The 24,401-nt window shown below is 66.8% G+C and carries 16 protein-coding genes; 3 read left to right on the top strand and 13 right to left on the bottom strand.

Annotation, left to right across the window (positions count from 1 at the left end; all coding sequences use genetic code 11):
- Nucleotides 1-214: 214 nt before the first annotated feature.
- The 10 genes from WKF39_RS06785 to WKF39_RS06830 all read right to left on the bottom strand — a co-directional run bounded on the left by WKF39_RS06785 (nucleotide 215) and on the right by WKF39_RS06830 (nucleotide 13,112).
- Nucleotides 215-1,141 (bottom strand): cation diffusion facilitator family transporter, encoded by a 927-nt coding sequence (locus WKF39_RS06785; protein WP_340386683.1) that lies wholly within the window; start codon nucleotides 1,139-1,141, stop codon nucleotides 215-217.
- Between the two features lie 75 nt (nucleotides 1,142-1,216).
- Complete coding sequence (locus WKF39_RS06790) at nucleotides 1,217-2,731, bottom strand: VCBS repeat-containing protein (RefSeq protein ID WP_340386685.1); 1,515 nt, start codon at nucleotides 2,729-2,731, stop codon at nucleotides 1,217-1,219.
- 130 nt (nucleotides 2,732-2,861) lie between these two features.
- On the bottom strand, nucleotides 2,862-4,055 hold the full coding sequence (gene tuf, locus WKF39_RS06795; protein WP_340386687.1) for an elongation factor Tu: 1,194 nt from the start codon (nucleotides 4,053-4,055) through the stop codon (nucleotides 2,862-2,864).
- Between the two features lie 90 nt (nucleotides 4,056-4,145).
- Nucleotides 4,146-6,257: an elongation factor G gene (gene fusA / locus WKF39_RS06800; RefSeq protein ID WP_340386689.1), complete on the bottom strand. Its 2,112-nt coding sequence runs from the start codon at nucleotides 6,255-6,257 to the stop codon at nucleotides 4,146-4,148.
- Between the two features lie 83 nt (nucleotides 6,258-6,340).
- Nucleotides 6,341-6,811, bottom strand: a complete 471-nt coding sequence (rpsG, locus tag WKF39_RS06805) for a 30S ribosomal protein S7 (RefSeq protein WP_340386691.1) — start codon at nucleotides 6,809-6,811, stop codon at nucleotides 6,341-6,343.
- A complete protein-coding gene (gene rpsL / locus WKF39_RS06810) occupies nucleotides 6,811-7,185 on the bottom strand; it encodes a 30S ribosomal protein S12 (RefSeq protein WP_340386692.1) in 375 nt (124 codons plus the stop codon). Before rpsL ends, rpsG begins: the two co-directional genes overlap by 1 nt.
- Before the next feature lie 247 nt (nucleotides 7,186-7,432).
- Nucleotides 7,433-7,933: a hypothetical protein gene (locus tag WKF39_RS06815; protein WP_340386694.1), complete on the bottom strand. Its 501-nt coding sequence runs from the start codon at nucleotides 7,931-7,933 to the stop codon at nucleotides 7,433-7,435.
- Between the two features lie 183 nt (nucleotides 7,934-8,116).
- Entirely contained in the window at nucleotides 8,117-10,954 is a 2,838-nt protein-coding gene (locus WKF39_RS06820; RefSeq protein WP_340386696.1) for an FAD-linked oxidase C-terminal domain-containing protein, read from the bottom strand.
- 97 nt (nucleotides 10,955-11,051) lie between these two features.
- Nucleotides 11,052-12,341: a hydroxyacid-oxoacid transhydrogenase gene (locus WKF39_RS06825; protein WP_340386699.1), complete on the bottom strand. Its 1,290-nt coding sequence runs from the start codon at nucleotides 12,339-12,341 to the stop codon at nucleotides 11,052-11,054.
- A gap of 39 nt (nucleotides 12,342-12,380) precedes the next feature.
- Nucleotides 12,381-13,112: a GntR family transcriptional regulator gene (locus WKF39_RS06830; protein ID WP_340386701.1), complete on the bottom strand. Its 732-nt coding sequence runs from the start codon at nucleotides 13,110-13,112 to the stop codon at nucleotides 12,381-12,383.
- 150 nt (nucleotides 13,113-13,262) lie between these two features.
- Here WKF39_RS06830 and WKF39_RS06835 point away from each other — a divergent pair, with 150 nt between their 5' ends.
- Complete coding sequence (locus WKF39_RS06835; protein WP_340386704.1) at nucleotides 13,263-14,399, top strand: hypothetical protein; 1,137 nt, start codon at nucleotides 13,263-13,265, stop codon at nucleotides 14,397-14,399.
- Here the strand turns inward: WKF39_RS06835 and WKF39_RS06840 are convergent.
- Entirely contained in the window at nucleotides 14,381-14,839 is a 459-nt protein-coding gene (locus WKF39_RS06840; RefSeq protein ID WP_340386706.1) for an NUDIX domain-containing protein, read from the bottom strand. The genes WKF39_RS06835 and WKF39_RS06840 overlap by 19 nt on opposite strands.
- 61 nt (nucleotides 14,840-14,900) lie before the next feature.
- Here WKF39_RS06840 and WKF39_RS06845 point away from each other — a divergent pair, with 61 nt between their 5' ends.
- A complete protein-coding gene (locus tag WKF39_RS06845; protein WP_340386708.1) occupies nucleotides 14,901-15,992 on the top strand; it encodes an acyltransferase family protein in 1,092 nt (363 codons plus the stop codon).
- Entirely contained in the window at nucleotides 15,989-16,762 is a 774-nt protein-coding gene (locus WKF39_RS06850; RefSeq protein WP_340386709.1) for a cutinase family protein, read from the top strand. Before WKF39_RS06845 ends, WKF39_RS06850 begins: the two co-directional genes overlap by 4 nt.
- 69 nt (nucleotides 16,763-16,831) lie before the next feature.
- Here the strand turns inward: WKF39_RS06850 and WKF39_RS06855 are convergent, their stop codons facing one another.
- Both WKF39_RS06855 and rpoB read right to left on the bottom strand, forming a co-directional pair.
- Nucleotides 16,832-20,650 carry a DNA-directed RNA polymerase subunit beta' gene (locus tag WKF39_RS06855; protein ID WP_340386711.1) on the bottom strand — a complete coding sequence of 1,273 codons (3,819 nt, stop codon included), beginning with the start codon at nucleotides 20,648-20,650 and terminating at the stop codon, nucleotides 16,832-16,834.
- A 60-nt stretch (nucleotides 20,651-20,710) separates the two neighbouring features.
- Complete coding sequence (gene rpoB, locus WKF39_RS06860) at nucleotides 20,711-24,175, bottom strand: DNA-directed RNA polymerase subunit beta (protein WP_340386713.1); 3,465 nt, start codon at nucleotides 24,173-24,175, stop codon at nucleotides 20,711-20,713.
- Between the last annotated feature and the right edge of the window lie 226 nt (nucleotides 24,176-24,401).

A 24,401-nucleotide genomic window follows, 5' to 3' on the forward strand; every position in this document is an offset into this window, starting at 1 on the left:
CGGGCGTGTCGCGCCCACATGGGGGCATACGTCACACACTTGTCGAGTTAGGTGGTTGGACCCGCATCAGCGGGACAAGCTCGATCTCAGGTTCGGCACCGTCGTCGTGATCGGCGTGAGAGGCCGGACGTTCGGCGCCCCAGCGATCGAGCCGGAGCAACCGAACTATTCTGACAGACCCGCTGCGGTAAACACAAATCGAGGACCGCAGGTGCTAGTGATGGACGTTGGGCTCGGAGTCCGCGTGGCCGGACGGCTCGATCTGGAAGGTCGAGTGCTCGACGTCGAAGTGCTCGGCCAGGCACCCACGCAGCCGGTCCAGCACGGCATGGGCGCCTGCCATGTCCGTCACGGAGTCGTCGACCACGACGTGGGCGCTCATGACCGGCATGCCCGACGTGATGGTCCAGACGTGCAGGTCGTGGACGTCCTCGACCCCCTCCATCTCGAGGATGTGCAATCGCAGCTCGGCGAGGTCGACGTCACGGGGAGTCGACTCCAGCAGCACCTCCAGGACCTCGCGGAGCAGGGAGACCGCGCGCGGCACGATCATGGCCGCGATGACCAGCGAGGCGACCGCATCGGCGGGATACCACTCAGTGACCAGCACGACGCTCGCCGAGACGATCACCGCGACGGACCCGAGCGCATCGCCGAGCACCTCGAGGTAGGCGCCGCGGACGTTGAGGCTCTCCTCGGCACCGCCGCGCAGCAGCAGCAGGCCCACGACGTTGACGGCCAGGCCGATGCCGCCGGCCAGCAGGATCAGTCCCCCGTCGAGCTCCGGCGCGTCCCCGAAACGTCGGATCGCGCTGACGGCCACCCACGCGGCCAGCCCCAACAGGATCAGCCCGTTGGCGCCGGCGGCGAGCACCTCGGTGCGGTGGTACCCGAACGAACGCCGTGAGCCGGGGGCGCCGCCGCGCTGGGCGACGGTGATCGCGGCGAGGGCCATGACGATGCCGAACGAGTCGCCCAGGAGATGGCCCGCATCAGCCAGCAGCGCGAGGCTGCCGGTGAGGGCGGCGACGACGGCCTCGACCACGAGCACCGTAAGCGTCAGGGCCAGCACGACGGTGAGGCGCCGGCGGTACTGAACGCCCGTGCCGTGCGCGCCGCCGTGCGCGTGCGAATGACCCATGGGGGCAAGGCTACGGCGACGTCGCCGAAAGCCGATCACGTGTCATCGACAGGACGTCCACCGCACCTGCTCCGGTCAGCGTCCCTGACCGCCGAAGGCGTCGCCGAAGCCACCGCCGACACCGGTGGGCAACCAGCTGCGCGGGACGCCTGCGGGGAACGGGAAGACATTGACCAAGCCGTCGGCATTCTCGACGTCTGCCGGCACGCCGGCGAGGGCCACGTCCTCGCTCGCCCCGTCGATGATGCCAACCGCCGATCCCAGCTTCTCGCCTGCGTTAGCAGTCCCCGGCACGCCGGAGCTCGCCTGCGTGTACGAGGTGTCGTCAGCCACGTTGGCCAGCGGCACCAGCTGGATCAGCCCGCTGTCTACCTCGGAGCCATTCTGGCCGGGGACGCCGATCGCGGTCAGATATCCGGGTCCGATCGCGACGTCGCTGCCGAAGTAGTCGTTCGTCTGGGCCGTGCCGCCGACCCCGGAGGTGTTCTGGCTCAGCGCGATGCCGGGCCCCAGTGAGCCGCCCGAGGGCTTGTCGAACAGCTGGACCAGGCCGGCGTTGACGGCGCTGCCGATGTTCTCGTAGGGAGCCGACGCGACGGCCCGCGAGTTGGCACCGGTCGCGGACGTCCAGGCGTCGACGACGCGACCGAACTGATCACTCGCCTCGGCCGAGTCGGGAACGCCGCTGGAGTTCTGGGTGATGGCGGTCCCGCCATCGAGTTCGTCGCCGTACACGTTGTCCAGGCGCACGACGCTACCGGCGTCGTCGATGCTGCCGACGTCCTCGGAGGGCACACCCACCAGCGCGTCCACGGTGGAGTTGTCGTCGAAGAAGCCGAAAGCCACCGAGAAACCGAACAGGTCTCCGGCCTCGGCTCCGCCGCCGACGCCTGGGGTCGTCTCGTCGATCCAGGTGCCGATGTTTCCGCCGTCGAGCGCGGTGCGCACGGCCACGGCCCCGCTGTTCGTGAACCCTGACGTGTCGCGGTACGGGACCCCGATGATGATGCCGTAGGCGTCCGGATCGGGGGTCCCACCTTGGCCGAGGTCCTCCACGGCGTCGACCGAGTATCCGAATCGGTCGCCGGTGGCGCGGGTGCGGCCGAAGTCGTCGCTGATCATCACGTCTTGGCGCGAGGTCGACACGAAGCCCGCCGCCTCGCCATACAACACGGTGACGGTGCCGGAGTCGACGGCACCGATGTTGTCGAACAGGGGTGCCCCGACGACCAGGTCGGTGAACCCGTCGCAGTCAAGGTCGGCGGTCACCAGCGAGAAGCCCCAGCGGGCCCCCGTCTGCACGATGCCGCCGGGGTCGTTGCCGGTGTCGGCACGGACGTTCGTCGCTACGCCCTCGCCCACCCGGTTGTCGGCGTCGCCGTACCGCACAGTCACCCGTCCTGCGCTCGTCTGCCCTGCCTCGCTGGCCGTCGAGTTGGCGACCGCGACGTCGGAGAACCCGTCGCCGTTGAAGTCCGACGGCACGCCCGTGTCGCATCCGCTGGCTCCGGCCTGGGCGGAAGGGGTGACGAGCAGGGACGAGACGACCAGACCGAGGCCGACCGCCGCGACGGTGAGAGGAGTGCGCATGACAATGTCCCTTCTGGCATTCGAGCGTGCTTAGTTTGCACCGCGACCGCAATCCCGTCAACCGTTCTACCCCCGCGCGCGACGAAGCCCCCCGAGCCTGTGCGGCTCGAGGGGCTTCGTGAGAGCAGGACTACTTGTTGATCTTGGTGACGCGTCCGGCGCCGACCGTACGTCCACCCTCACGGATGGCGAAACGCAGGCCGTCCTCCATGGCGATCGGCTGGATCAGCGCGACCGACATCTCGGTGTTGTCGCCGGGCATGACCATCTCGGTGCCCTCGGGCAGCGTGACGACGCCGGTGACGTCCGTGGTGCGGAAGTAGAACTGCGGACGGTAGTTGTTGAAGAACGGCGTGTGACGGCCGCCCTCCTCCTTCGACAGGATGTAGACCTGGCCCTCGAACTCCGTGTGAGGAGTCGTGGAACCCGGTGCGATGACAACCATGCCGCGCTCGACGTCTTCGCGCTTGGTGCCGCGAAGCAGCAGTCCGACGTTCTCGCCGGCCTCGCCGGTGTCGAGCAGCTTGCGGAACATCTCGATGCCGGTGACCGTGGTGGTCTGCTTGGTCTCACGGATGCCGACGATGTCGACGGTCTCGTTGACCTTGACGACGCCACGCTCGATGCGGCCGGTGATGACGGTTCCACGACCGGTGATCGTGAACACATCTTCGACGGGCATGAGGAACGGCTTCTCGGTCTCGCGAGGAGGCATCGGGATGTAGTCGTCGACAGCCTGCATCAGCTCGAGGATCGACTCGCCCCACTTGGCGTCACCCTGGAGCGCCGGGTGAGCGGCGACCTTGACGACGGGAACGTTGTCACCGTCGAACTCCTGATCGCTCAGGAGCTCACGGACCTCGAGCTCGACGAGCTCGAGGATCTCTTCGTCATCGACCATGTCGCACTTGTTGAGTGCGACGACCATCGCCGGCACGCCGACCTGGCGCGCGAGCAGGACGTGCTCGCGAGTCTGGGGCATGGGGCCGTCGGTGGCGGCGACCACGAGGATCGCGCCGTCCATCTGAGCCGCACCGGTGATCATGTTCTTGACGTAGTCCGCGTGTCCCGGGCAGTCGACGTGGGCGTAGTGACGGTTCTCCGTCTGGTACTCCACGTGCGCGATCGAGATCGTGATGCCGCGCTGCTTCTCTTCGGGCGCCTTGTCGATCTGGTCGAACGCGTAGTCGTCGTTCAGATCCGGGTACTTGTCGTGCAACACCTTGGTGATCGCCGCAGTAAGAGTCGTCTTACCGTGGTCGATGTGACCGATGGTGCCGATGTTCATGTGCGGCTTGGTCCGCTCGAACTTCGCCTTAGCCACTTGGGGCTCCTTCTTAGAATTGGTTGCTGTTGAACGCCGTTGGGTCCCGCTTCACGAGAGCCTCAAGCCATCTTATGAGATGGTCCGCTGCTACTCGCCGCGGGCCTTTTTGATGATCTCTTCCGCGACGTTCTTGGGAACCTCCGCGTAGGAGTCGAACTGCATCGAGTATGACGCACGGCCCGAGGTCTTGGACCTCAGGTCGCCGACGTACCCGAACATCTCGGACAGGGGGACGATCGCCTGGATGATCTTGACGCCGCCCATCCCTTCCTCCATGGCCTGTACCTGGCCACGGCGAGAGTTGAGGTCGCCGATCACATCACCCATGTAGTCATCGGGTGTGGTGACCTCGACCGCGAAGACGGGCTCGAGGATCACCGGATCGGCCTTGCGCGCGGCTTCCTTGAAAGCCATCGAGCCAGCCAGCTTGAATGCGAGCTCCGAGGAGTCGACGTCGTGGTAGGCGCCGTCCTCGAGGGTCACCTTGACGTCGACCATCTGGTAGCCGGCGAGGACACCGAACTGCATGGCGTCCTGCGCACCCTGGTCGACCGAGGGGATGTACTCACGGGGCACTCGGCCACCGGAGACGGCGTTGTCGAACTCGTAGCCACCCTCGCCACCGGCCAGCGGGCCCGTGGGCTCGATGCTGATGATGACCTTGGCGAACTGGCCGGAGCCACCCGTCTGCTTCTTGTGGGTGTAGCTGACGTTCGCGACCTTGCGCTTGATTGTCTCGCGATAGGCAACCTGCGGCTTGCCGACGTTGGCCTCGACGTTGAACTCGCGCTTCATGCGGTCGACGAGGATGTCGAGGTGCAGCTCGCCCATGCCGGCGATGATGGTCTGACCGGTCTCTTCGTCAGTGTGGACCTGGAACGTCGGGTCCTCCTCGGCCAGCCGCTGGATCGCGGTGCCGAGCTTCTCCTGGTCGCTCTTGGTCTTGGGCTCGATCGCGACCTGGATGACCGGCGCGGGGAACGTCATCGACTCCAGGACGATCTGCTTCTGCGGATCGGCGAGGGTCTCACCGGTCGTGGTGTCCTTGAGTCCCATGACGGCGACGATCTGGCCGGCGCCGACCGATGCGATCTCCGCACGCTTGTTGGCGTGCATCTGGTAGATCTTGCCGATCCGCTCCTTGCGACCCTTGGTCACGTTGATCACGGTGCTGCCGGACTCGAGGCGACCGGAGTAGACGCGCAGGTAGGTCAGCTTGCCGAGGTGCGGGTCAGAGGCGATCTTGAAGGCGAGGGCCGCGAACGGCTCGCTCTCGTTGGGCTCACGGGTGTCGGTCTTGGTGTCGTCGCGCGGGTCGAGGCCCGTGATGGCGCCGACGTCCAGGGGTGAGGGAAGGAAGTCGATGACCGCGTCGAGCAGAGGCTGGACGCCCTTGTTCTTGAACGCGGTGCCGCACAGGATCGGGTTGAGCTTGGCGGCCAGGGTCGCGCGACGGATCGAGGACTTGAGCAGCTCGGGGGTGATGTCTGCACCGTCGAGATAGGCCTCGGCGAACTCGTCGTCGTGGTCGGCGAGGGTCTCGATCATCTCGTTGCGGGCCTCGGCGGCGGTGTCGACCAGATCCGCGGGGATCTCCTCGACGGTGTAGTCCTCACCGATCTCGGTCTCGCCGCGCCAGACCAGCGCGCGGTTGCCGATCAGGTCGACGATGCCGATGAAGTCGCCCTCGGCACCGATCGGGACCTGCAGGACGAGGGCCGTGGCGCCGAGGCGCTCACGGATCGTCTTGACGCAGTAGTCGAAGCTCGCGCCGGTGCGGTCGAGCTTGTTGATGAAGCACATGCGCGGGACGCCATACTTGTCGGCCTGACGCCACACGGTCTCGGACTGCGGCTCGACGCCGGCGACACCGTCGAACACGGCGACCGCACCGTCGAGGACGCGCAGGTTGCGCTCGACCTCGACCGTGAAGTCGACGTGACCGGGGGTGTCGATGATGTTGATCTGGTTGTCTTTCCACCAGCAGGTCGTCGCGGCGGACGTGATCGTGATGCCGCGCTCCTGCTCCTGCTCCATCCAGTCCATCGTGGCGCCACCGTCGTGAACTTCACCGATCTTGTAGTTGATGCCGGTGTAGAAGAGGATGCGTTCGGTCGTCGTGGTCTTGCCGGCATCGATGTGCGCCATGATGCCGATGTTGCGGACCCGGTTGAGGTCGGTCGTGATGTCTGTAGCCACGAGTCTCTACTACTTCCTTGGTACGAGTGGTGAGCTGATGTGTTCGCTGGTGGAGGAGGGTGAGCGCCTCGAGGAACGAGCGATTACCAGCGGTAGTGGGCGAACGCCTTGTTGGCTTCAGCCATCTTGTGCGTGTCTTCCCGCTTCTTGACGGCGCCGCCGAGACCGTTGGAGGCGTCGAGCAGCTCGTTCATGAGGCGCTCGGCCATGGTCTTCTCACGGCGTGCTCCGGCATAGCTGACGAGCCAGCGCAGGGCCAGGGTGTTCTGACGCGAGGCGCGAACCTCGATCGGGACCTGGTAGGTCGCGCCACCCACGCGGCGGCTCTTGACCTCGATCGACGGCTTGACGTTGTCGAGGGCGCGCTTGAGCGTGATGACCGGATCGGTGCCGGACTTCTCGCGGGAGCCCTCCAGGGCGGTGTAGACGATGCGCTGGGCGACCTGCTTCTTGCCGTCGACCAGGACCTTGTTGATGAGTGAGGTGACGAGCTGGCTCCCGTAGACGGGGTCAGTCTCGACGACGCGCTTCGGCGCCGGACCTTTACGAGGCATTAGCGCTTCTCCTTCTTCGCGCCGTAACGGCTGCGAGCCTGCTTGCGACCCTTGACGGCCTGCGTGTCGAGGGCGCCGCGGACGATCTTGTAGCGGACACCGGGAAGGTCCTTGACTCGACCACCGCGCACGAGCACGATCGAGTGCTCCTGCAGGTTGTGGCCTTCGCCCGGGATGTATGCAGTGACCTCGGTGCCACTCGAGAGCTTCACGCGGGCGACCTTGCGGAGCGCGGAGTTCGGCTTCTTCGGAGTGGTGGTGTAGACGCGGGTGCAGACACCGCGGCGCTGAGGTGAACCCTTGAGCGCGGGAGTCGTCGTCTTGACGACCTTGCGCTGACGGCCCTTGCGGACCAGCTGGTTAATCGTGGGCACTACAAACTTCCTTCTTCTGACTGGTGTGAGCCATGAGTCGTGATGCACTCACCACCGAGCAATCCGGCGGGATGCGTGCAACGGCCTGATGAGTTCAGGCACAGCGCCTCATACTACCGGGGAGGCGCGGCAACTTCCAAACCGAGACGTGCGGCCTCCACCCGAGTCACGATGTCGTCGGGATGGCGAACAGTATCCGCCCGTCGACACCGCCGAAGTCGAGCCGTTCAGGCGCCAACCGACTAAGCTACTCAGCCGACAGGGGCAGGCCGAGGTCTTCGATACGCTTGTCGCTGAGCTTGCGCGACGAGTTCGCGGACGAGTCGACGCACCCGCTCCTGATCGACAAGTTGATAGCAAGATCGCCATATCGTGCCGCGAACTGCAGGCCGTCCTTGGAGGCCTCGACCAGCTCGCTCGTCGGTGGCTCGACCTTCCAACCGACAGACGTCAGAGCAGACGCAATGAGGTCGGCCTGCTCCGACGCAACAGTGTTGCTATCGGTCACAGCCACCTCCGCGACGTACTCAGCGCCGGTGGGGCTGGGCTCCATGCCACAGATATCCCACCGGCCGCCGCCCGAACTGGTGTAGCTCGACGCCTTGACGGCTTCGCCGATCAGGGGGAACACCTCGGCCGCCGCAGACTTGGTGGCGTCGGCCCTCTTGTACACGTCCGGGTTGGGCTCCTCGGAGCCCCCACAACCGAACAGGCTGCCGACCATCATCATGACCACCACAACTCGCATGCGTCCCATCATCACTCCTTCACCCGAGCGAACCGAGCCAGCCCCCGGCATCGCTGACCCTGTCACCGGGGGAGACGGTCAAGGTTCCCGCCAGCAGGGTGTCGAGGGTCCGATAGCTGCCCGGCGTCCGTCGACGACGTCGGCCATCGCGTCGCCTGCGGAGTCTCGTTGTCGTGGACGCCCTCAGCGGTCGAGGACCTGCGCGAGGTGCAGAGCCTCGACGGAAGCGAGGTCGTCCAGCTGGGTTCGGCAGGAGAACCCGTCGGCGACCACGATCGCCCCGTCCCCCGCGTTCCGCACCGCCGGCAAGAGCTGCAGCTCGGCGATCGCGACGGACACCTCGTAGTGCCCCTTCTCGACGCCGAAGTTGCCCGCCAGGCCGCAGCACCCCGACAGTCGCTCGATCTCGGCCCCCGTCGACCGCATCACGGCGAGGTCGGCCTCGAACCCCAACACCGATGCCTGGTGGCAGTGCGGCTGCACGATGAGGGTCGTCCCCGTCAGATCCGGAGCCCGCCAGCCCTCCGTGCGCTGCAGCAGCTCCGAGAGGGTGAACACTCCCCCAGCGACGTCGAGGGCGCGGGGATCGTCGAGCAGCTCCACCGCGTCAGCGCGCAGCACCGCGAGGCAGGACGGCTCGAGGCCGACGATCGGCACGCCCGCGGCGACGTACGGGTGGAGCGGCGCGACTGTGTCGCCGACGATCGACCGGGCCTTGTCGAGCTGGCCCGTCGTGATCCAGGTCAGCCCGCAGCAGGCCGGACGTGCCAGAATCTCGACGTCATAGCCCGCACCCTCGAGCACCCGTACCGCTGCCTTGCCGCCCTCGGTCGAGAAGAACTCGGTGAACGAGTCGGACCACAGGAGGACCCGACCTCCAGCGCGTCCCCCGGTGCCGGAGTCACGCCGCCGGTTCCACCGGCTGAAGCTCATCCGTGCGAACGCGGGCAGGCTGCGTCGCTGATCCACGCCGGCCGCCCACCGCGCCACCCAGCGCACACCGGGCGTGCGCAGACCGAGGTTGGCGACCCGTGCGATCGGCGACGTGAGCCGGGCCCAGAACGGTAGCCGCCCCAAGATGTAGTGGCTGCGAGGTCGGACGCGTCCCCGGTATGCCTGGTGGAGCACCTCGGACTTGTAGGTCGCCATGTCGGTGCCGGTCGGGCAGTCGCTGGCGCAGCCTTTGCACGACAGGCACAGGTCTAGCGCCTCATGCACTTCGGGGGCGCGGAATCCGCCGGTCACGAGTCGGCCGTCGATCATCTCCTGCAGAACCCTGGCGCGCCCACGGGTCGAGTCCTTCTCGTCGCGGGTGGCCTGGAATGACGGGCACATCACCCCGTTCGACCCTTGGTTGTCGGCGATGCACTTGCCCACCCCTGTGCAGCGGTGGACCGCCTTGCCCAGGTCGCCGCTGTCGTGCAGCAGGCGCAGGCCCAGCCGGCCGTCCAGCCGGCCTGGAGGTCCCCCCATGAGCGCAGCGAATCGGGGGCTCGATGACTCCGGGCCGCGCAGGTCGGCGTCGACCGGGCGCGGCCTGACGAGCACGCCGGGATTGAGCAGGTCGTCGGGGTCGAACGCCGCCTTGACCTGCCCGAACAGGTCGATCGCGTCCGAGGAGTACATCAGCGGGAGCAGCTCCGACCGGGCCCGACCGTCGCCGTGCTCGCCGGACAGCGATCCCCCGTGTGACGCCACGAGGGTCGCGGCGTCGTGCAGGAACGAGCGGAACACGGAGTGGCCGCCGATCTCGTCGAGCGGGAAGTCGATGCGGACGTGGATGCAGCCGTCGCCGAAGTGACCGTAGGGCACGCCGTCCAGGCCGCTGGCGGCGAGAAGTGCATCGAACTCGCGCAGGTATGTCCCGAGCCTCGCAGGCGGCACCGCGGCATCCTCCCAACCGGACAGCGCCTTGCCCGGCAACGTGCGCGTGGCCAGGCCCGCGCCCTCCTCGCGGATGCGCCACAGGACCGCCTGCTCCGCAGGATCGTCGACCACACGGCTGGCGACCGCCGAGGCCGCAGCCCGCGCCTGCCGGATCGTGTCGGCAATCTCACCGGGGTCCTCGCCCGAGATCTCGACGAACAGCCAACCCTGGCCACGTGGGAGCTCAGGGACTGCACCTTTGTGCCTACGGAACACGTCGACGATGCGTGAGTCGAGGCCTTCGCACGCCGTCGGGGCGAACGGCAGGAGCGACGGCACGTCATCGGCAGCATCGGCCATCGACGCATAGCCGAGCACCAGGATCTGGCGATGCGAGGGATCCTGCACGAGCCGCACGGTCGCGGCTGTCATCGTCGCGAGGGTCCCCTCCGTGCCCGCCAGGAACGTCGCGACGTCGAATCCACGCTCGGGCAGCAGGTGCTCGAGGCTGTATCCCGAGACCTGCCGGCCGAAGGTGCCGAACTCGGTCCTGATCGTGCCGAGCCCCCCACCGATGACTTCCTGCAACCGGTCGAGCGTCGGCGAGGTGCTCGCTCCCCCGGCCGCGACCGAGATCTGCTCGCCGGCCATCGTGACGACGTCCAGGCCGACGATGTTGTCCGCCGTACGGCCGTAGGCAAGGGCGCGCGAGCCGCATGCGTTGTTGCCGATCATCCCGCCGACCGTGCATCGGGTATGGGTCGACGGGTCGGGGCCGAAGCGCAGACCCAGCGGCGCCGCGGCCCGCTGCAGGACGGCGTGCACCGTCCCGGGATCGACCCGCGCCGTGCGCGCCTCGACATCGATGTCCCGGACGCGGTTGAGGTGGCGCGCGAAGTCGATCACGACGCCCGTGCCGACGGCGTTGCCCGCGATCGAGGTGCCGGCGCCCCTCGATGTCACCGGGGTCGCGGTCTGGCGGCAGGAATCGATCGTGGCCAGCACCTCGTCGACGTCCCGCGGACGTACGACGACCTGCGGCACGACGCGATAGAGCGACGCGTCAGTGCTGTAGAGCGCGCGGGTCAGGGTCGAGTCATCAACATCGGTCACGCCGTTCGCACGGAGGGCGGCGACGACGTCCGCCGCTACCATGATCGGCCGAAGGTCGACAACCGTGCAGCGGCGAAGCCGCGACCGAGCGCTGGGGGCACCTCCCGCTTGCGGGGGTCGAAGGAGGGTGTCACGGGTGTCACCAGAGCTCGATCGACTTGTCGAGGATCATCGCCACATCACCCTCGGTGACGTCGAGCGGCGCTGTCGCCAGGAGCCTCTGCTGCTTCATAGTCCCCTCGACGAGCGAGTCGATGTCACCCGTGCCGAAGCCGACAGCGCCGAGCCCGGCAGGTATCCCGACGTCACGCATGATCTCCGCCAGCACCTGGGGCAGGAACTGGGCGGCGTCATCAGGCCGTTCGGCGCCCGGAGCGAGCAGCTCCGCCGCACGCACGTGCCGATCCGGCGACGCCCGGAAGGTGTAGCCGAAGGCGGCTGGGGCGGTCAGCGAGACGGCCATGCCGTGCGGAACCATCGCATGATCCGCGTCGTAGCCGGCCGGATGGAAGTCACGTACCTGCCCGGCGATCGGGTAGGCGTTGGCATGCGGGATGTGCACACCGGCGTTGCCGAATCCGAGCCCGGCGAACGTGGCCGCCATCGCCACTTCCGTTCGAGCCGCAAGATCGTCGCCGTCCCGCACGGCCCTCCGGAACGACGAGGCCATCAGGCTGAGCGCCTTCTCGGACCACATGTCGGCGATGGGGTTGGCGCCGCAGTAGGGCACCCGGTCGGCCGCCTGCTTGCGCTCGTAGGACTCGTAGGGGCGAGCCGTATAGCTCTCGAGGGCATGGCACAAGATGTCGAGCCCCGACGCCGCCGTGACTCCGGCCGGCTGGGTGAGGGTCAGCTCGGGATCGACGACCGCGAGCGTCGGGCGTAGTCGGGCGTGCGAGATGCCGGTCTTGACGTGCTGGCTGACCACGTCCAGGACGCAGATCGTGGTGCTCTCGCTGCCCGTGCCGGTCGTGGTCGGGATCGCGATGAGCGGCAGGAGCTGATTCCGCGGTGCGCGGGCCTTGCCCACCGGGGCATTGACATAGTCCATCAGCTCGCCCTCGTTGGTCGTCAGCAAGTTGACGGCCTTGGCGGTGTCGATGCTGCTGCCACCACCGACCGCGACGATGACATCGAACGGCCCCTCCGCCCTCGCGAACTCGATCGCCTCGATCAGGCTGCCGTCGGTCGGCTCGACGCGCGATCGGTCGAACACGACAGCCTCGATCGAGGCCGCACGCAGCGAGTCCGCGATCTCCCCGGGCGAGCCGGTGGCCGCGACGCCGGGATCGGTGACGATCAGGACGCGCTTGGCATCGAACTGTGCGAGGTCATGACTCAGCTCGTGTCGCGCGCCGACGCCGAACTTGAGCCCCGGCGCGCCATAGGTGAACACCGTCTCGGGGTGGGTGGGGTGAAAGCTCGACACGGCGCTACTCCTTCGGACGGTGCGTGCGACACTAGCATGCTACTGAACGGGACCGGAGGCGCGGCCGGGGACGTACAGGTGGTTGCGGAGACCGTCGGCCCAGCCGGAGTCGGGCGCGGGGTCCTCAGGCGTGGATGCCTGCACCATCAGGAGCATCGCGGTGTTGAGCAGGTGCCCTTCCATGCGGGTGGCCGCGGCCTGCGGATCACCGGTCGCGATGGCCTCGACGATCGGGACGTGCTCGTCGAGGATCTCGGGCATGCCGCGCGAACGATGCAGGGTCGAAGCGCCTCGCGTCTGGATCGAGTCCCGGAGTCCGGCCACCTCCTGCTGCGCCCGCTCGTTGCCGAGGATCGCACCGATCGCACCGTGGAGTGCGCGATCGTGGCCGGTGAATCGCGGCTCGTCGAGCGATCCGGCGCTGGTACGCATACCCGCCAGCTCGGCCTCCAGTGCCCGTACGTCGTCGGCACCGGCGTGCGCCGCGGCATATGCAGCGGTCGGCACTTCGATCATGAGCCGCAGCTCGAACACCGAGCGCACGTCCTCGACCGACACCCCGCGGATCCGCACGCCCCTGTTGCGCTCGATCGTCACGAGGCCGACGTCAGCAAGCCGCAGCACGGCCTCACGGACCGGGGTCCGGGAGACCTCCATCAGGTCGGCGAGCCGGTAGATCGAGTGGAGCGAGCCGGCCGGGAACTCCCCGGCGAGGATGGATTCACGCAGCGAGGCGAAAACCCGATCCGTCGTGGTGGCCCGCGCAGCCATCGTCGCCTCCTCCGCAGATGCGGGACCATCCGCACCTGCCCCTTGGGCCGGAACGATATCGTGTGTTCCTGGTGCACGTGATCTCGTCGCGACGGCGATAGGTCCGACGCCCGCCTGACCTTCTCCTCCGGACTCCGACAAGGGGATCGCATGAAATCTCGCCGTTTCCGGGCGATGCTCTGTCTGGCCACCCTGAGCCTGATTGCGGCCTGCGAGCAGGGCTCTGGAGGGGACCCGACCCCTGCGCCCGCCACCAGCACGACCGAGGCACCCGACGTCCAGGACTACGAGTCCGGACCGGAGAGCCCCATCATGTACGGCCTGCAGGTCCCCCCCGGCGCGACGCAGCTCGGTCCGCTCATCCGTTACCGCAGCACCCGCCTGATCGACGCCTACACACCTGAGCTCGAGACGGCGCAGGCCCAGCGGGATGCCGAGGCGCGCGACAAGGCCGCCGAGGAGGCCACCGACGGGACCCCGCCTGCTCCGCCCGCACCGACTCCTGAGGACACGCGGCCCAGCGACGACTCCTTCAAGCTGCTCGAGGATCCGCCCCGGCCCGACTCGACCGTCTCGCTGATGCGCGTCGACGGCAAGCCGACCGAGGTCGTCCGACGCATGCTGGCCCAGATCGACGCGCTTCTGCCCGCCTCCAGCGTCGTCACCAATGACCTGTCGAGGTACTGCAGCTCGTCAGGTCGCCGGATCACGTCGTGCCGCCTGTCGCTTCGCGGCATGATCGCAGGTGACCGCGATGTCCGGGTCACGATGACGGTCGATCCCGGCGACCTCGCTACCCGCACATCCGGCCCCTCCGACCTGACCCGGCCGGTCATGACGCTGTTGGTGGAGTATGTCGGCGAGCCCCGCGAGGGTCAGCTCGCCGACGACACCGGATCGCTCGAAGAGGTCGAGGACATCGAGGAGGTCCCCGAGAAGTCAGACCTGATCTGGCCCAAGATGGACGAGGATGCACCGCGCACGGCCGAGCTGTTGAACGGATGGACCGCTCCCTCGACGGCCACGATCCTGCTCAGCGGGTATCGCCCCGGCTTCGTCAACGTCACCACGGCGCGTGCGATCCAGGCGGACCTGGTCGCCGAGGGATACATCGACGATCAGGCAGGCGAGGGCGGGGCCGTGAGGAAGGATGTCGTGGAGGACCTCAACGAGGTCTCCACGACCTACACGACCCAGACCAAGGACGGCGGAACGTCCCGCGCGGTCTTCGTCCTGTCCGCTCGCGGCAACTACACCGCTCTGTTCGACTATCCGGCGACGAACTGATCCAGATTCTCGATCGCATGGGTCACCATCGGCAACACCGGTCCGGATGCTGAGCCGATCTCGTCGATCGGCACCCAGCGAACGAGATCGGTCGTGCCGCCCACATCGATGACCCGCGGCTCCACCGTGGGGTCGACCGTGACCGCGTAGAGCAGGTGCACCCCGTGGTAGTCCTCGTACGCATCGGCGCGACCCAGGTCCACGATGTGGATGTCGTGGACGTCGATGAGCCGCGCGTCGATGGCCTCCAGACCCGCCTCTTCCCAGAGCTCCCGACGCACGGTGGCGTGCGGCGACTCCCCGTGGTCGACGCCACCGCCGGGCAGCGTCCAGGTACCGGCGGGAAATCCGATCGACGAGATCCTGGTCAGCAGCAGCCGGCCCTCATCCACCACGACGGCATAGGCACCCAGCCGCTGGGTGCGGGACGGTTCGACCACTGATCCTCCACACCTGATTCGGACGGCGCACCTTCGGAGGGTGCTTATAGAGTCAAGCACAATGAGTGCCCCCGAACCGTTGCCCGTCACGCCGCCACCGCCCAAGGAGCGGGTGGCCTACCTCGACAACGCCCGCTACTGGGTCATGCTCCTGGTCGTGATCGGGCACTCGCTGACCTCGTTCACCGACATGGATTCGGCCCGCGGCGTCTATGTGTGGATCTACTCGTTCCACATGCCGTTCTTCATCCTCATCTCGGGCTACACGGCGCGGCACTACATGGGCGAGCCGCGCCAGGTGCGCCGGATCGTCAGCACGTTGGTGGTGCCCTACCTCATCATCGAGACGTCGATGCAGCTCATCAGCCGGCACTACACCGACAAGCCAGACCCCCTCATGATCCTGTCCCCCCAATGGCTCGCGTGGTTCATGGCAGCCCTGTTCGTCTGGCGCCTCACGACGCCGATCTGGCGGGCACTGAAGTACCCCATCGCGACCTCGATCGTCATCTCTCTCCTGGTCGGCCTGATCGAGGTGCCCAACGTCCTGGCGCTGCCCAAGATCTTGGGGTTCCTGCCGTTCTACGTGGTCGGCCTGCACATGAGTCGCGAGCGGTTCGAGCGGCTGGCGTCGCCACGCATCCGGGCGGCGTCGGTCGGACTGCTCGGCTCCGCCCTGCTGATCTGCTACGTCTACTCCAAGAACTGGGAGACTGACTGGCTGCTGTGGAAGCAGCGCTACGACGAGGAACCACTCGGAGCGACCGCGATCGAGGGCATGACCCAACGCGCCGAGCTCCTGGCTGTCGGCTTCATCCTGACTTTCGCGGCATTGTCACTCGTCCCGCGTCAGCGCTCGTGGACGACGGCGCTCGGCGGGCGCACGTTCTACTGCTACCTGCTCCACGGCTACATCATCGTGCTGCTCCAGCTGGAGTTCGAGGTGTTCACCCGCATCGACCGGTTCGGTGTCGGAGCGGTCATCGGGAGCAGCCTGGTCGCGGTGTGCGTGGCCAACCTCCTGATGACCAAGCCCGTCGCCATGCTCTTCCGGCCCGTGTTCGAACCTCGGTTGACCTGGTTGTTCAAGGTTCCCTCACCCCCGACCCCTGCGCCCGAGCAGCCTGCCGAACGCAGGTCCGGGGCCACATGACCCGTCCGCGCAGCGCTCACCTGGCCGCCACGATCGCCCTCATGCTCACCACCGCCTGCTCAGGCTCGAGCGCCGGGCGAGCGGACGCACGGGCCGACCGGCCGCTGCTTGTCGACACCCCGTGCGCCGACCTCGTCGTGCTGGGCCTGCGTGGGTCATTGCAGTCAGCCACGGGCAACCGCGGCGCCGGTCGCGAAGTCCTGGCATCGGTCGAGGCAATGTCAGCCCAGTTGCGTCGCGACTCCGGCACGACCGTCCGGCTCGAGGGCATCCCGTATCGCGCGGAGAGCGCGGCCATCAGCGCCGACTACCAGGCCAGCGTCGATGACGGCCGGCGGAAGGCTGGCGCGCGGCTCTCCGAGATGGCCGGCTCCTGCCCCCGAGCGCGGTTCGGCATCGTCGGGTTCAGCCAAGGCGCCCAGGCCGCCCACGAGCTCGCGGTCCAGCTGCCCGCCGGTTTGTCCGGTCGGGTCGTGCTCGTGGCCATGATCGCCGACCCCCGTCGCAATCCCGCCGACACGATCGCGTCGTGGACATACGGGACGGCTTCACCGGGCCCCGGGACACTCGGGCCGGGGCCAGCCCTCGGGCCCTCGTTGCGGAACTCTGCCATCACCTTCTGTGCGGAGGGCGACGAGATCTGTGACCGGTTGCCGGGAGGCTATGTGGGCCCGCTCTCGGCCACTCACCGACACTTCTACGAGACTCCGGCGCACGCCCAGTCGACTGGCCGACACATGGCGAAGGTCGTACGTCGTGGCGGCCTCTGACGAACTAGGAAGCCCCCGGCCGGGGCCGGGGGCTTCGTAGTTGGTGCGGTTGCTGCTGCGCCTGCGTGACTACTTGTCGTACGACGTGAAGTCGAAGTCATCCAGCTGCACCGGAGCGGAGTCCGGAGCGCCGAAGCCATAGTCGTAGTCGCCGTAGCCGGTGACGGCGTAGGCGGCCTGACGGGCCTCTTCGGTCGGCTCGACCCGGATGTTCTTGTAACGGTCGAGACCGGTACCAGCCGGGATGAGCTTGCCGATGATGATGTTCTCCTTGAGCCCACGCAGCGCATCGGACTTGCCGTGGATCGCGGCGTCGGTGAGGACGCGAGTCGTCTCCTGGAAGGAGGCGGCCGACAGCCACGACTCGACGGCCAGCGAGGCCTTCGTGATGCCCATCAGCACCGGTCGGCCCGAAGCCGGCGAGCCACCCTCGGCTACGACGCGGCGGTTCTCCTCCTCGAACTTGGCCCGATCGACCAAGTCACCCGGGATGAGGTTCGACGCACCCTGCTCGATGACCGTCACACGACGGAGCATCTGGCGCACGATGATCTCGATGTGCTTGTCGTGGATGGCCACACCCTGCGAGCGGTAGACCTCCTGGACCTCGTCCACGAGGTGCTCCTGTGCCCGGCGGACACCGAGGATGCGCAGGACCTCCTGCGGATCCGGGGTGCCGTGCGTGAGCTGCTGGCCGACCTCGACGTGGTCGCCGTCGGCGATGAGCAGACGCGAACGCTTGGTCACGGGGTACTCCAGCACCTCCGAGCCGTCGTCCGGTGTCACCACGAGCTTGCGGGTCTTGTCCGAGTCGTCGATGACGACCCGTCCGGCAGACTCGGTGATCGGCGCACGACCCTTGGGCTGGCGGGCCTCGAAGAGCTCCACGACGCGCGGCAGACCGTGCGTGATGTCGTCGCCGGCCACACCGCCGGTGTGGAAGGTACGCATCGTCAGCTGCGTGCCGGGCTCACCGATCGACTGGGCGGCGATGGTGCCGACCGCTTCACCGATGTCGACGAGCTTGCCGGTCGCGAGCGAACGGCCGTAGCACTTGGCACACGTGCCGGCCTTGGCCTCACACGTCAGGACCGTACGGACCTTGATCTCCTCGATACCGGCCGCGATGAGGCGACCGATCTCGACGTCGCCGAGCTCGCTGCCCGCCGCGGCGAGCACCGTGCCCTTGTCGTCAGAGACGTCAGCGGCTGCCGTGCGCGAGTAGGCCGAGGTCTCGACGTTCTCGTCCGCGACAGGCCTGCCCTCGTCATTCTTGGTCGCGATGACCTGACGCAGACCCCGCTCGGTGCCACAGTCGTCCTCACGGATGATGACGTCCTGGCTGACATCGACGAGTCGACGGGTCAGATAGCCCGAGTCGGCCGTACGCAGCGCGGTGTCGGCCAGTCCCTTGCGTGCACCGTGGGTGGCGATGAAGTACTCGACCACCGACAGTCCCTCGCGGAAGTTGGCCTTGATCGGGCGCGGGATGATCTCACCCTTGGGGTTGGCGACCAGTCCACGCATGCCGGCGATCTGACGGACCTGCATCATGTTGCCGCGAGCACCGGAGTCGACCATCATCCAGATCGGGTTGTCCTCCTTGAAGCCCTTCAGCATCTCCTCGGTGACATCTGCAGTGGCCTGCGTCCAGATCTCGATGAGCTCCTGACGACGCTCGTCCTCGGTGATCAGGCCGCGGTCGAACTGCGTCTGCACCTTGGCGGCCTGCGTCTCGTACGACGAGAGGATCTCCTGCTTGCGCGGAGGCGTCACGACGTCCTCGATCGAGACCGTCACACCTGAGCGGGTGCCCCAGTGAAATCCGGTGTCCTTGAGGTTGTCGAGCGCGTTGGCGACATCGACCTTGGAATAGCGCTCGGCGAGATCGTTGACGATCACACCCAGCTCCTTCTTGCCGACCTGGTGGTTGACGTACGGGTAGTCGTCCGGGAGCGCCTCGTTGAAGATCGCGCGACCCAGGGTCGTCTCGTTCGTCTCGCCGCCGATGCGGATCTTGATGTGGCTCTGGAGCGAGATCTCGTGGCGCTCGAACGCCATGAGGGCCTCGGAGACCGAGCTGAATGCGCGCCCCTCCCCTGCGTGGCCGGAACGCTCCAGCGTCAGGAAGTAGAGGCCGATGATCATGTCCTGGGTCGGCATCGTCACCGGTCGGCCGTCGGACGGCTTCAGGATGTTGTTGGTCGACAGCATCAGGACGCGAGCCTCGGCCTGCGCCTCCGCGCTCAGCGGGAGGTGGACGGCCATCTGGTCACCGTCGAAGTCGGCGTTGAAGGCCGAGCAGACGAGCGGGTGGATCTGGATGGCCTTGCCCTCGATGAGCTGAGGCTCGAACGCCTGGATGCCCAGCCGGTGCAGGGTGGGTGCACGGTTGAGCAGCACGGGGTGCTCGGTGATGACCTCTTCGAGCACGTCCCAGACGACCGGGCGTGCCCGCTCGACCATGCGCTTGGCGCTCTTGATGTTCTGAGCATGGTTGAGGTCGACGAGCCGCTTCATGACGAAGGGCTTGAACAGCTCGAGCGCCATCTGCTTGGGCAGACCGCACTGGTGCAGCTTGAGCTGCGGGCCGACCACGATGACCGAACGGCCCGAGTAGTCGACGCGCTTGCCGAGCAGGTTCTGGCGGAACCGGCCCTGCTTGCCCTTGAGCATGTCCGAGAGCGACTTCAGGGGCCGGTTGCCCGGGCCCGTGACGGGCCGGCCGCGGCGGCCGTTGTCGAACAGCGCGTCGACGGCCTCCTGCAGCATCCGCTTCTCGTTGTTGACGATGATCTCCGGTGCGCCCAGGTCCAGCAGCCGCTTGAGGCGGTTGTTGCGGTTGATCACGCGCCGGTAGAGGTCGTTGAGGTCCGAGGTCGCGAACCGACCACCGTCGAGCTGCACCATCGGCCGCAGGTCGGGCGGGATCACCGGGACGGCGTCGAGGACCATGCCCAGCGGGCTGTTGTTGGTCTTGCGGAAAGCGTCGACGACCTTGAGTCGCTTGAGCGCGCGCACCTTGCGCTGGCCCTTGCCGGTGTCGATGGTCTCGCGCAGCGACTCCACCTCGCCCTCGATGTCGAAGGTCTCGAGGCGCTTCTGGATCGCGGTCGCGCCCATGTGGCCCTCGAAGTACTTGCCGAACCAGTTCTTCATCTCGCGGTAGAGCAGCTCGTCGCCCTCGAGGTCCTGGACCTTGAGGTTCTTGAAGCGGGTCCAGACCTCGTCGAGGCGATCGATCTCTCGCTGCGTACGGTCGCGACGCTGCTTGGCCTCGCGCTCGGCGGCGTCCTTGACCTTGCGCTTGGCGTCGGCCTTTGCGCCCTCGTCCTCGAGTGCCTTGAGGTCTTCCTCGAGCTTCTGCATGCGCTCGTTGACCTCGTTGTCACGACGGCTCTCAAGCTGCTTGCGCTCGAGGTCGATCTTGGTCTCCAGGCTCGAGAGATCCTTGTGACGGGAGTCCTCGTCGACCTTGGTGATCATGTAGGCCGCGAAGTAGATGACCTTCTCGAGGTCCTTGGGTGCCAGGTCGAGCAGGTATCCGAGCCGGCTGGGCACACCCTTGAAGTACCAGATGTGCGTGACCGGCGCAGCGAGCTCGATGTGGCCCATGCGCTCACGGCGCACCTTGGACCGCGTGACCTCGACGCCGCAGCGCTCGCAGATGATGCCCTTGAAGCGCACGCGCTTGTACTTGCCGCAATAGCACTCCCAGTCCCGGGTGGGACCGAAGATCTTCTCGCAGAAGAGGCCGTCGCGCTCGGGCTTGAGCGTGCGGTAGTTGATCGTCTCGGGCTTCTTGACCTCGCCGAACGACCATCCGCGGATGTCGTCGGCGGTCGCAAGACCGATCCGGATTTGATCGAAGAAGTTCACGTCCAGCACTTTGGACTCTACTTTCCGTTGCTTTTTACGAAGGTGTGGGGAGGGTCCGATCCGTGGGGATCAGACCTCCTCCACGCTGGAAGGCTCACGCCGGGACAGGTCGATGCCGAGTTCTTCGGCGGCACGGAAGAGATCCTCTTCCGCGTCGCGCATCTCGACGGCCGTTCCATCGCTGGAGAGCACTTCAACGTTGAGACACAAGGACTGCATCTCCTTGACGAGAACCTTGAACGACTCCGGGATGCCGGGTTCGGGGACGTTCTCGCCCTTGACGATCGCTTCATAGACCTTGACGCGTCCGAGGATGTCGTCGGACTTGATGGTCAGGAGCTCCTGCAGCGCGTACGCCGCTCCGTAGGCCTCGAGGGCCCACACCTCCATCTCGCCGAAGCGCTGTCCACCGAACTGCGCCTTTCCGCCGAGCGGCTGCTGCGTGATCATCGAGTAAGGACCCGTGGAACGTGCGTGGATCTTGTCGTCGACGAGGTGGTGCAGCTTGAGCAGGTACATGTAGCCGACCGAGACGGGGTCGGGGAACTTCTCGCCGGAACGACCGTCGAACAGCACCGCCTTGCCGTCACGCTTGACCATGCGCTCGCCGTCCCGGTTGGGCAGAGTCGAGGCCAGCAGGCCCTGGATCTCGTCCTCACGGGCGCCGTCGAACACCGGCGTAGCGATGTTGGTGGACGGCTCAGCCTTGTCGGCCTTGATCTTGCGCAGGGTCTGCGCCCACTCGTCCTTCTCATCCTCGGGGATCTGCCAGCCGGTCTTGGCGACCCAACCGAGGTGGGTCTCCAGCACCTGCCCGACATTCATTCGGCCGGGAACACCGAGCGGGTTGAGCACGATGTCGACGGGTGTGCCGTCTTCCAGGAAGGGCATGTCCTCGACCGGGAGGATCTTGGAGATGACGCCCTTGTTGCCGTGACGGCCTGCGAGCTTGTCGCCGTTGGAAATCTTGCGCTTCTGGGCGACGTAGACACGTACGAGCTGGTTGACACCCGGAGAGAGCTCGTCACCCTCGGCCGAGTCGAAGACCCGGACGCCGATGACGGTGCCGGACTCCCCGTGCGGAACCTTGAGCGATGTGTCGCGCACCTCGCGCGCCTTCTCGCCGAAGATCGCGCGGAGCAGGCGCTCCTCGGGGGTCAGCTCCGTCTCGCCCTTGGGCGTGACCTTGCCGACCAGGACGTCACCGTTGCCGACCTCGGCGCCGATGCGGATGATTCCGCGCTCGTCGAGGTCAGCCAGCATCTCCTCGGAGACGTTCGGGATGTCCCGCGTGATCTCCTCGGGGCCGAGCTTGGTGTCGCGCGCATCGACCTCGTGCTCCTCGATGTGGATCGAGGTCAGCAGGTCGTCCTGGACGACTCGCTGCGAGAGGATGATCGCGTCCTCGTAGTTGTGACCCTGCCACGGCATGAATGCCACGAGCAGGTTCGTCCCGAGCGCCATCTCGCCCTCGTCGGTGCACGGGCCGTCGGCCAGCGGGGTGCCGACCTCGACGCGTTGACCCTGCTCGACCAGCGGGCGCTGGTTGGTGCAGGTGCCCTGGTTGGAGCGACGGAACTTCGCCAGACGATAGGTGAAGTAGGAGCCGTCGTCCTGCATGATCTCGATCGCGTCCGCAGACACCTCGTTGACCACGCCGGCGACCTTGGCCACCGTGACGTCTCCGGCGTCGACCGCGGCACGGAACTCCATGCCGGTGCCGACGAGCGGGGCGTCGTTGCGGATCAGCGGGACGGCCTGGCGCTGCATGTTCGAGCCCATCAGGGCGCGGTTGGCATCGTCGTGCTCGAGGAACGGGATCAGGGCCGTCGCGACCGACACCATCTGACGCGGTGAGACGTCCATGTAGTCGACGTCAGCGGCGGGACGAAGCTCGGCCTCGCCACCCTTTTGACGCACGAGGACCATGTCCTCGGCGAAGTTGCCCTTGTCGGTCAGGATCGAGTTGGCCTGGGCGATGATGAAGCGGTCCTCATCGGTCGCGGTCAGGTAGTCGATCTGCTCGGTGACCTTGTTCTTGACGACCTTGCGATAAGGCGTCTCGACGAAGCCGAACGAGTTGATGCGGCCGTAGGAGGCGAGCGAGCCGATCAGGCCGATGTTGGGCCCTTCGGGGGTCTCGATCGGGCACATGCGGCCGTAGTGGGACGGGTGCACGTCTCGAACTTCATAACCGGCGCGCTCACGGGACAGACCACCAGGTCCGAGGGCGGACAGACGCCGCTTGTGCGTCAGCCCGGCCAGGGGGTTGTTCTGGTCCATGAACTGGCTCAGCTGCGAGGTGCCGAAGAACTCCTTCAGCGCCGCGACGACCGGGCGGATGTTGATCAGGGTCTGCGGCGTGATGGCCTCGACATCCTGGGTCGTCATGCGCTCACGGACGACACGCTCCATACGGGCCAGGCCCGTGCGGAGCTGATTCTGGATCAGCTCGCCGACTGTACGCATGCGGCGGTTGCCGAAGTGATCGATGTCATCGGCCTCGACGATGGTCTGACCGGCCGGCGTGGCCAGCTCGGCCTCACCGGCGTGCAGGGCGACGATGTACTTGATCGTGGACACGATGTCGTCGATCGTCAGCGTCTGCTGGTCGAAGGCCTCTTCGCCACCGAGCTTCTTGTTGATCTTGTAGCGACCAACCTTGGCGGTGTCGTAGCGCTTGGGGTTGAAGTAGTAGTTGTCCAGCAACGTCTGCGCGGCTTCGCGGCTCGGCGGTTCGCCCGGACGCAGCTTGCGGTAGATGTCGAGCAGCGCCTCGTCCTGGGTCGTGGTGTTGTCCTTCTCCAGCGTCAGGCGGATCGACTCGTACTGGCCGAACTCCTCGAGGATCTGCGCCTCGGACCAGCCGAGCGCCTTGAGCAGCACGGTGACGCTCTGCTTGCGCTTGCGGTCCAGGCGTACGCCGACCAGGTCACGCTTGTCGATCTCGAACTCGAGCCATGCGCCGCGCGACGGGATGACCTTGGCCGTGTAGATGTCCTTGTCGGACGTCTTGTCCGGGACGCGCTCGAAGTAGACGCCCGGCGAACGGACGAGCTGCGAGACGACGACACGCTCCGTGCCGTTGATGATGAAGGTGCCCTTGTCCGTCATGAGCGGGAAGTCGCCCATGAAGACGGTCTGGCTCTTGATCTCGCCGGTCTCGTTGTTCATGAACTCAGCTGTCACGAACAGCGGAGCTGCATAGGTGACGTCGCGATCCTTGCAGTCCTCGACGGAGTACTTCGGCGGCTCGAAACGGTGATCGCGGAACGACAGGCTCATCGTCTCGGAGAAGTCCTCGATCGGGGAGATCTCCTCGAAGATCTCCTCCAGTCCGGACTTGGTCGAGACGTCGGTCCGGCCGCCGGCGAGAGCTTCCTCGACACCGGCCTTCCAGGAGTCGTCGCCGATCAACCAGGCAAAGCTGTCGGTCTGCAGAGCAAGAAGCTCTGGGACCTCGAGGGGTTCTGCGATCTTCGCGAAAGAGATACGGCGGGGCTGAACAGTTGCGGAGGTGCGCGAGGCGGCCAAGAGGGGTCCTTCCAAGGGCTCGCAGGCGGGTGGCTCGGAGATCGTGCTGCGCGCACGCCAAACGACCCCGGTCAAGGGGGACGAGGGCAGGTCGGAGCGAGCGCGAAAGTTCAGTGTAACCCGCGGGGCACAGCGAAGCAAGGGCGGGGTCTTGACAAAGCCATCCGCGTGAGGGAGTCTATTTGGCTTTTCTCACCACTGGCGACCGACACCCAGGGAACCCGCC

This window comes from Aeromicrobium sp. (genome assembly GCF_037719875.1).
In the GTDB taxonomy this organism is placed as follows: Bacteria; Actinomycetota; Actinomycetes; order Propionibacteriales; family Nocardioidaceae; genus Aeromicrobium.

Excerpts from the sequence above, each read along its gene's own strand:
- WKF39_RS06785 (WP_340386683.1), bottom strand. The coding sequence starts at position 1,141 with ATGGGTCATTCGCACGCGCACGGCGGCGCGCACGGCACGGGCGTTCAG.
- WKF39_RS06790 (WP_340386685.1), bottom strand. The coding sequence starts at position 2,731 with ATGCGCACTCCTCTCACCGTCGCGGCGGTCGGCCTCGGTCTGGTCGTC.
- rpsG (WP_340386691.1), bottom strand. The coding sequence starts at position 6,811 with ATGCCTCGTAAAGGTCCGGCGCCGAAGCGCGTCGTCGAGACTGACCCC.
- WKF39_RS06815 (WP_340386694.1), bottom strand. The coding sequence starts at position 7,933 with ATGCGAGTTGTGGTGGTCATGATGATGGTCGGCAGCCTGTTCGGTTGT.
- WKF39_RS06820 (WP_340386696.1), bottom strand. The coding sequence starts at position 10,954 with ATGGTAGCGGCGGACGTCGTCGCCGCCCTCCGTGCGAACGGCGTGACC.
- WKF39_RS06830 (WP_340386701.1), bottom strand. The coding sequence starts at position 13,112 with ATGGCTGCGCGGGCCACCACGACGGATCGGGTTTTCGCCTCGCTGCGT.
- WKF39_RS06835 (WP_340386704.1), top strand. The coding sequence starts at position 13,263 with ATGAAATCTCGCCGTTTCCGGGCGATGCTCTGTCTGGCCACCCTGAGC.
- WKF39_RS06845 (WP_340386708.1), top strand. The coding sequence starts at position 14,901 with ATGAGTGCCCCCGAACCGTTGCCCGTCACGCCGCCACCGCCCAAGGAG.
- WKF39_RS06850 (WP_340386709.1), top strand. The coding sequence starts at position 15,989 with ATGACCCGTCCGCGCAGCGCTCACCTGGCCGCCACGATCGCCCTCATG.